A 7,499-nucleotide genomic window follows, 5' to 3' on the forward strand; every position below is an offset into this window, starting at 1 on the left:
GCCGCGGCCGTGCCGGCCGCCTGGCCGGTTACCATACAGCAGGGCATGATCCGCGCCGATGATTCGCCTTCATGTGTGGCCGAAATGCACCGGCCGGACAGCAGGAGGTTGGAAATCTTTTTCGGCACCAGACAGCGATAAGGGATCTGGTAACTGGCGCCCGGCTTAAGAAGGCCTTCCTCCACGGTCATGGCGTTGTCCGGCAGGTGAATATCCAGATTATATGCGTTCCGGCCGATGCTGTCCGCGAACTGCGCCGCCGAAACCACGTCCTTGCCGGTCAGGATGTATTCGCCGATGATCCGGCGGGTATCTCTGACTCCCATCATGGGCGCGGTATCAACCAGAAAGCATTTTTCAAAACCGCGCAGATGCTGGCGGAAAAGACGGATCATTTCCTGCACGTCCTTGCGGCCGTTGATAAAAGCTTGCGTTAAATCCTCGTCGCGCGTGCCGTCAATATCGTAAGTGTGCTGGCTGTTGACCGCCACCACGCCTTTCATGCCCGGTATTATGTTTATACACCCGACGCCATGCAGGGCCGAGACTTCTCCGTTTTTCCATGCTTCGGCGAACAAAGCGTTGCATTTTCTGATTTCTTCGCGGTCCAGCAGGAACATGCCCGGCAGTTTTACCCCGCCAAGGCGGAACACCAGCGTCACGCCCATCATTTTGCCGTCGCGCGCTCTTCCTTTTTGAAAATCAGCGCCGGCCAGCGCGGCCAAATCGCCGTCGCCGGTGGCGTCCACATAAATCTCCGCCCTGGCTTCCCTTATCCCGCTTTTTCCGGCAATGCGCAAGGCTTCAATGTGTCCTTTGCGCATGGCCGCATCTACGATCATTGTTTCGTATAAAATGCGTCCGCCGGCTTCCAAAACCATTTGCTCGCTGACGAATTTCACGGCCTCTGGGTTGATGGGAATAAATCCCCAGCCCAAATCAAACGCCATGTTCATGGTTTTCAGCCGGTTCAGTATTTCCTCCGGGATGCCCTTGATGATGCGTTTGAAATCCTGCATTTCCGGGGGCAGGGGCAGGCCTTTGGCCAGCAGAGGGTGACGTTTCCAGTCCAAAAGCCGCGAGCCATCGTCAAACGGCCCCCAGACTGACAACAATCCTGAACTGGCAATACCGCCCAGACATCCCTGGCGCTCAATCAACAGGGTATCGGCGTCATTGCGCGCCGCCGCAACGGCGGCGATTACGCCCGCCGGGCCGCCGCCGCAGACAATCACATCATATTTTTTCTTGTCCCTTTGCATTTTTATCCTCCAATAGCTTCGCGACATACTTGCGATATCCGGGCGATTGCATTGATGACATTTTCTTGCGTACAAGTTGTTCTGGAATTTCCGCCGTATTGGGAATTGTCATTCCAAAGACATTCAATTCCGGCGTGATCACCCCATCCTTGTTTTTATGCCGCGCGCGCCGGTTCAGCGGGCAGACCTCCTGGCATTTTTCACATCCCAACAGCCATTTATCCAATGTTTCCGGCAAATCCGGCAATTTTATTTCCGGCTCATCAGCATGCCGGTTCAGCATGGAAATGCATTTCAACGGATTGATGGCATATCCTTTGGCGTCTATGGCGCGGGTCGGACAGGCATCAATGCATTTTGAACAATTCGTGCACGCCCGATGGCATATCCTTTCCGTTCCCGTGTTTGATTTTTCCAAATCCGCATCAATCCCAATGGCCATGATTCCCACATAAGAGCCGATGCCGTCGGCGTAAAACATGGTGTTTTTGCCGATAAAACCCAGCCCCGCCATGCAGGCCGCCGCTCTGGCCGGCAAATCCAAGGCTTCTGCCTTTAGCGCTTTGCCATGGAGAAAGCCGATAAGCGCTTCCTTTTTTGGAATCAAAGTCTGCCAGCAGGACCGGCAATAATTTGCCGCCTTCAAGCCTTTTCCGGAATAATCAGATTCCATTTTGTAGTTAACCGCCATGACCACGACGGCGCGGAACTGTTCCGGAATAACCGCGGCTGACCGGAATTTTTCCAGAGAACGATATTTGATCCGGCCGTATTCTTCTCTGGATTCAATCGCCTGCAGATACAGCGGAAAATCCGCGCGCTTAAACCAGCCGATCTTATCAATGCCATGTTTTTGGGCAAACCCACGCAACTCATCCGCCATGATTTGCGGTTTTATGCTCATTTTCAGCGCACCTTGCCTTTCTGATCAACAGCATAATGCAGGGAAGGGGAGGTCGCCTTGAAAAATCCGATCTTTTTTCTTGAAAAATCAAACCTTGATTTTCCAGGCGAAATATGAAAGATAAATATCTCTTTTGTGTTTAAACATGATACGCTTTTGCGTAGAAGTTTAAATAAGACCGGCGGATCGCCGGCCGGGAAAGTTTTGGATGGCGGCGCTGCCGCCTTAGATCAAAGTCATTCATAAAACTGATCCGGCTAAAGACGATCTCCGCCGGGATCGGCGGCCTTGACGAGGCCGGCGTTTGTTCGCGATAAATTTTTTCATTCATCCAGCATTTTTCTGAATTCCTCTTCGCTGAGGACGGGGATGCCGAGTTTTTGCGCCTGGGCAAGTTTTGAGCCCGGCTCGTTTCCGGCCACCACAAAAGAGGTCTTTTTTGAAACGGCGGAAGCGGCGCGTCCGCCGCGCCGCCGGATCAGCTCTTCCGCCTCCGGGCGGGAATATCCGGCGAGCGCGCCGGTCAGCACGAATGTTTTTCCGGCGAGCGGGCCGCTTTTTGTTTTTGAACCGGCTTTCCAGCGCACGCCGGCCTCCTTGAGGCGGGTAATCAGGCTGATATTCCGTTCCATTTTAAAAAACGCGGCGATGGCGTCCGCCGCCACCGGACCCAGATCCGGAATTTTTTCCAGCGTTTCCCGGTCCGCCGCCATGATTTCGTCCAAACCGGTAAAATGCGTCTCCAGGGTCTGGGCCATTTTTGCGCCGACCTGGCGGATGCCGAGCGCGAAAATGAGCCGCCATAAATCGCGTTTTTTGCTGTCTTCTATGGCGGTCATAAGATTGGCGGCGGATTTTTCGGCCATGCGCTCCAGCCCGGCGATCTGCTCTTTTTTCAGGAAATACAAGTCAGCCGGATTGCGCGCCATTCCGCGGTCAACCAGTTGGTCAACCAGCGCTTCGCCCAATCCTTCAATATCCATGGCGCCGCGCGCCGCAAAGTGGCGCAGCCATCTTTTCAATTGGGCGGGACACTGCAGATTCTCGCAGCGATGGGCGACTTCTCCGGGGCGGCGGGTTATTTCGCCGCCGCAGACCGGACAGCTTTCGGGCATTTTGAAAGTTTTTTCATGGCCCCGGCGCGCGGCGATATTGACGCTTACCACTTCGGGAATCACTTCCCCGGCTTTTTCAATAAAAACCCGGTCGCCGATACGGACATCCTTGCGCTGGATTTCCCCGGCATTGTGCAGGGTGGCGCGGTTGATGGTGGAGCCGGAAAGGAAAACCGGTTCCAACTCGGCCACCGGGGTCAACACTCCGGTCCGTCCGACCTGGACGGTGATGGATTTCAAAGTTGTTTCCGCGCGTTCCGGCTCGTATTTGAAAGCCGCAGCCCAGCGCGGGCTTTTTGCGGTGGCGCCGAGCGCCGCGTAAAGACCGCGCTCGTTCACTTTCAAAACGCCGCCGTCCGTTTCAAACGGGAAATCCGGGCGCATCGCTTTCAGTTCGTCCAGGGCGCGGAAAACCTCCTCCAGGGACAGGCATTTCCAGTATTTTGGCGGCGTTTTAAGTCCGAATAATTTGAGCGCGGCGAGCATTTCCTCGTGTGTGGCGAGATTAATTCCGGCGATTTCGCCGGCGCCGTAAAAGACGGCGTCCAGCGGACGCCGGCCCGCCTCGCGCGCGTCCAGCAGTTTCAGGGAGCCGGCCGCGGCGTTGCGCGGGTTGGCGAAAGGTTCCAGGCCCTCCTCTTCGCGCGCGCGGTTCAAGGCGAGAAAATCGCGGCGGGGCATGAAAACCTCGCCGCGGAACTCAATGATTTCGGGCGTCCTGTCCCCGGCCAGCCGCAGGGGAATTGAGGGGATGGCGCGCAGGTTGGCGGTGATGTCGTCGCCGGTTATGCCGTCGCCGCGCGTGCTTCCCAGCTGAAGAAGGCCTTTTTCATAGCGCAGCGCAATGGCCGCGCCGTCAATTTTCGGTTCAAGCACGTAACTGAATTTTTCTCCGGAAAGCAGCCGCTGGATGCGCTCGTGGAAACGGACAAGTTCGTCGCGGCTGTAGGTGTTGGCGAGGCTCATCATGGGGAATGAATGCCGGACCTGGCGGAATTCCCGCAGCGGCTCGCCGCCGACCCGCTGGGTGGGCGAATCGGGGGTGATCAGGGCCGGGGAAAGTTTTTCCAGCGCCTCAAGTTCCGCGTAAAGCCGGTCGTATTCGCGGTCGCTGATTTCGGGGCGGGCAAAAACGTAATACAGCCGGTTGTGCCGTTCAATAACTGAGCGCAGATGTTTTATTTTCTTTTCCGCTTCCGCAAAATTCATGCAAGTATATTAGCATGGAACCGTAAAAAGACGATATTATATTGATTTGTTTTTGAAAAAGCGGTATTTTACAAGCCATGAAAATCAATATGGCATTGGCCTGTAAAACGGCGGCCGTCGCGGTTGTTTGCGCCGTTTTACCGCTTGCTTCCGCGGAGGAACAAAAAATGAAGGAAAATAATCGCAGAATAGTGCGCGAAGCCTGCGGCGCCGGCCGCTGGTTTCCGGCCGGGAAAACCGAACTCCGGAGAATGGTTGCGGGTTTCATTGACAGGGCTGAAGCGGAACCCGGTCCGGGCCGAATAATTGCGGCAATCGCGCCGCACGCCGGCTATATTTATTCGGGCACCGTTGCCGGTTATGTTTTCAAGGCGCTCAAACAGCAGGCGGAGCAGGGGAAGGAGCCGGAAACGGTTGTTATCCTCGGCCTCAGCCACCGGGGCGGTTTTCCCGGCGCGGCCCTGATGGACGGCGACGCGTTTGCCACTCCGCTCGGCGAGACGGCGCTTGATTCCGAAGCGGCGAAAATCCTGTCCAACAACCGCCCCGCGGTCAGGCTTGATTATTCCCCCCATTGCGGCGAGCATTCGGCCGAAAACCAGATTCCGTTTGTTCAGGTTGCGCTTCCGAAAGCGAAACTGGTTGTGGTTTTGATCGGCGATCAGAGCGGGGATACGATCGGCGAGTTGGCCGCCGGTCTTTCCGAGTTGGCCCGGACCAGAAAAATCCTGGTAATCGCAAGCTCCGACATGCTGCATGATCCCGATTATGATCTGGTATCGCGCACGGACCGGGCGACCCTGAAAATGGTTGAAAATATGGACATTGGAAAACTGCAGGAAAACTGGGCATACGACCGCCAGATATTCTGCGGCCTGGCGCCGGTTACGGTTGCCATCCGGTTCGCGGCCGCGCAGGGATGCGCAAAAGGCACGGCATTAAAATACGAGAACAGCGGCGACGCCCATCCCGAAAGCCGGGGACAGTGGGTGGTCGGCTATGGCGCGGTCGTGTTCATTGCGCCGGACCGGTTTTAATGCGGATTTTTCCGCCGGCGGGTTGAAAATTCCGGCGCTTCCCTGATGCATTGGCCGAGGATTTTCATTGCCTGGAGGAAATGCCGTTTGCTTTCCGGCTCGTATTCCGGCCGGATTTCATCGGTTTTCAAGCCGACATCTTTCCAGCCTTCGGCGGCCAAATCATCCGGCGGCAGGGCCAACTGGTCCCAGTTGTGAAACAGTTTGCCCCAGTCGCTTTGCAGCGCTGTTTGCAGGAGTTTGCGGTGGGAGGGATACCAGTAAAAATCGTGGTAAAGGACGCTGGCAATGTAAGACCAGGGGGCCAGAAAAGTCTTCAGCGACCATTCCAACGGCTTTTTCAAAGGCCCCCAGTAAATTTTATGCTGCATTCTGCTGGCAAAAGTCATTTTTCTGAACGGGCCGGAGAAATGCCAGTTCTCCCGGGCCGCCTCAAGGTCGCCCCGGATTTCAATATCGGCCGGATTGCCGCAGCCCAGCCCTTTTTCATGCGCGAGGCGAATGAACTTGATGTCGCGCAGGGGATCAAAACCCATCAGCTTGGCGGCCACGGCGTCAATGGCAACCTGGTCGGCGGAGGCCAGGATAATGTTTTTTGAGAGGGGCGTCATGCACCTTGGACCGGGGCCGTCGCCGGCGAAGGCGCCGTCCATGACCGCGAAAATACCGCTGTGTATTTTTTGCTGGATCATGAGCAGGTCAACCAGTGTTTCGTGAATCACGGGATGGGTCCAGTGGCGTTTTTCATTCAGCAGTCCGCCGAAGGCGTTTTTCATGGCGCCGGTGGTCGTTGTGAAGACATGGGTTTTGACGGTTGGCAGGTGAATGATGTTTTCGCCGATGAACGATTTCGGGATATGGAACCCGTCGGGATAAACCCTGTTCAGGACAAGAAACTTGTCGGCCAGGACGCCGACGGCGTCTCTTACGTTAATCCATTCAATGCCTTCGTCGTATAGATGTGTATTGGCAAGGTTGTGGGCCTGGACGACGTTGATCTGCTTGTTTTTGCGTTCACCGAGCCGGGCGTCAATGACCACGGTGCGGTTATGGCAGGCATGGATTTTCGCGGGGTCATAGCCGTCGCGTTTCAAGGCGCGGATGACGCCATCCAACTGCCAGGGGGTGGTGGAACTGCCGGGGAAAAAGAAATGCCAGCTGATGTTTATTTTCAGGGCTGTGGCGGCGGTTTTCGGCAGAACCGCCTGATAACCGGCCAGATTCATCAGGCGGTGGTAATCCCGCAGGATTGTGGCCGGCGAGGTTTTCAGGACGGCCACAATGGATTTGCGCGGGTTCATGCCGACTGCTCCTCGGCGTTCGGATCAAGCGGTATTATTTCGGAGGCATGGGGGGTTGCGCCGGCTGATTCCGGGATTGTCAGGTTTAACCCCGTTTCGCCGTCAAAAATATGGGCCTGATCCATTTTCGGGCAGACTTCGGTTTGCGTCGTAAGTTTGCCGAAAAGGCCGGAATCCATCCGCATTTGGAAATGATGCTTTCCGGAAACAATGTGCACGATCACTTCATTGCCCAGTTTTTCAGTTACGTCAACATTGCCGCGGATGGAAGTCTCCGGCTGGCTTTGGGAACCGTCTTTTAGGAGAAGGGCCTCGGGGCGGATGCCGAAGAAAACGTTTTTGTTTGCATGGTTTTTTATGTTTTTGAGCATTTCGCCCGGCAGGCGCAGTTGAAAGTTTTCGCCGTCAAAAACAAAGCCGGAATTTGCCAGGATAAGTTTGCCCGGGAACAGATTCATGGGGGGGGTGCCGATAAAGCGGGCGACGAAAGTGTCGGCCGGATAGCGGTAGACAACCAGCGGTTCGGCCGCCTGCAGGGCGAGGCCGTCTTTCATGACGACGATGCGGTCGCCGAGCGTCATGGCTTCAACCTGGTCGTGGGTCACGTAAATCATGGTGGTATTGAGGCGCTTGTGGAGGTGCATGAGCATGGAACGCATTTCCACGCGCAT

The 7,499-nt window shown here is 55.8% G+C and carries 6 protein-coding genes; 1 reads left to right on the forward strand and 5 read right to left on the reverse strand.

The window, feature by feature from the left end:
* The 3 genes from PHP98_11030 to ligA form a co-directional block, all read right to left on the reverse strand.
* The coding region (locus tag PHP98_11030; protein ID MDD5484161.1) for an FAD-dependent oxidoreductase at positions 1–1,262 on the reverse strand (1,262 nt) is incomplete at its 3' end.
* Entirely contained in the window at positions 1,237–2,166 is a 930-nt protein-coding gene (locus PHP98_11035) for a 4Fe-4S double cluster binding domain-containing protein (protein ID MDD5484162.1), read from the reverse strand. The genes PHP98_11030 and PHP98_11035, both read right to left, overlap by 26 nt.
* A 323-nt stretch (positions 2,167–2,489) precedes the next feature.
* Positions 2,490–4,490: an NAD-dependent DNA ligase LigA gene (ligA, locus tag PHP98_11040; protein MDD5484163.1), complete on the reverse strand. Its 2,001-nt coding sequence runs from the start codon at positions 4,488–4,490 to the stop codon at positions 2,490–2,492.
* A gap of 77 nt (positions 4,491–4,567) precedes the next feature.
* Here ligA and amrB point away from each other — a divergent pair, with 77 nt between their 5' ends.
* Complete coding sequence (gene amrB, locus PHP98_11045; protein MDD5484164.1) at positions 4,568–5,527, forward strand: AmmeMemoRadiSam system protein B; 960 nt, start codon at positions 4,568–4,570, stop codon at positions 5,525–5,527.
* On the opposite strand, the gene PHP98_11050 is transcribed toward amrB, so the two are convergent.
* Together PHP98_11050 and PHP98_11055 are read right to left on the reverse strand one after the other, a co-directional pair.
* A complete protein-coding gene (locus PHP98_11050) occupies positions 5,524–6,828 on the reverse strand; it encodes a DUF362 domain-containing protein (GenBank protein MDD5484165.1) in 1,305 nt (434 codons plus the stop codon). The genes amrB and PHP98_11050 overlap by 4 nt on opposite strands.
* Positions 6,825–7,499 (reverse strand): hypothetical protein (locus PHP98_11055; GenBank protein ID MDD5484166.1); only part of this gene is annotated, 675 nt, incomplete at its 5' end. The genes PHP98_11050 and PHP98_11055, both read right to left, overlap by 4 nt.

This window comes from Kiritimatiellia bacterium, assembly GCA_028715905.1.
Classification (GTDB): Bacteria; Verrucomicrobiota; Kiritimatiellia; order JAAZAB01; family JAAZAB01; genus JAQUQV01.

Coding starts and splice junctions, on each gene's coding strand:
- PHP98_11035 (MDD5484162.1), bottom strand. CDS start 2,166: ATGAGCATAAAACCGCAAATCATGGCGGATGAGTTGCGTGGGTTTGCC.
- ligA (MDD5484163.1), bottom strand. CDS start 4,490: ATGAATTTTGCGGAAGCGGAAAAGAAAATAAAACATCTGCGCTCAGTT.
- amrB (MDD5484164.1), top strand. CDS start 4,568: ATGAAAATCAATATGGCATTGGCCTGTAAAACGGCGGCCGTCGCGGTT.
- PHP98_11050 (MDD5484165.1), bottom strand. CDS start 6,828: ATGAACCCGCGCAAATCCATTGTGGCCGTCCTGAAAACCTCGCCGGCC.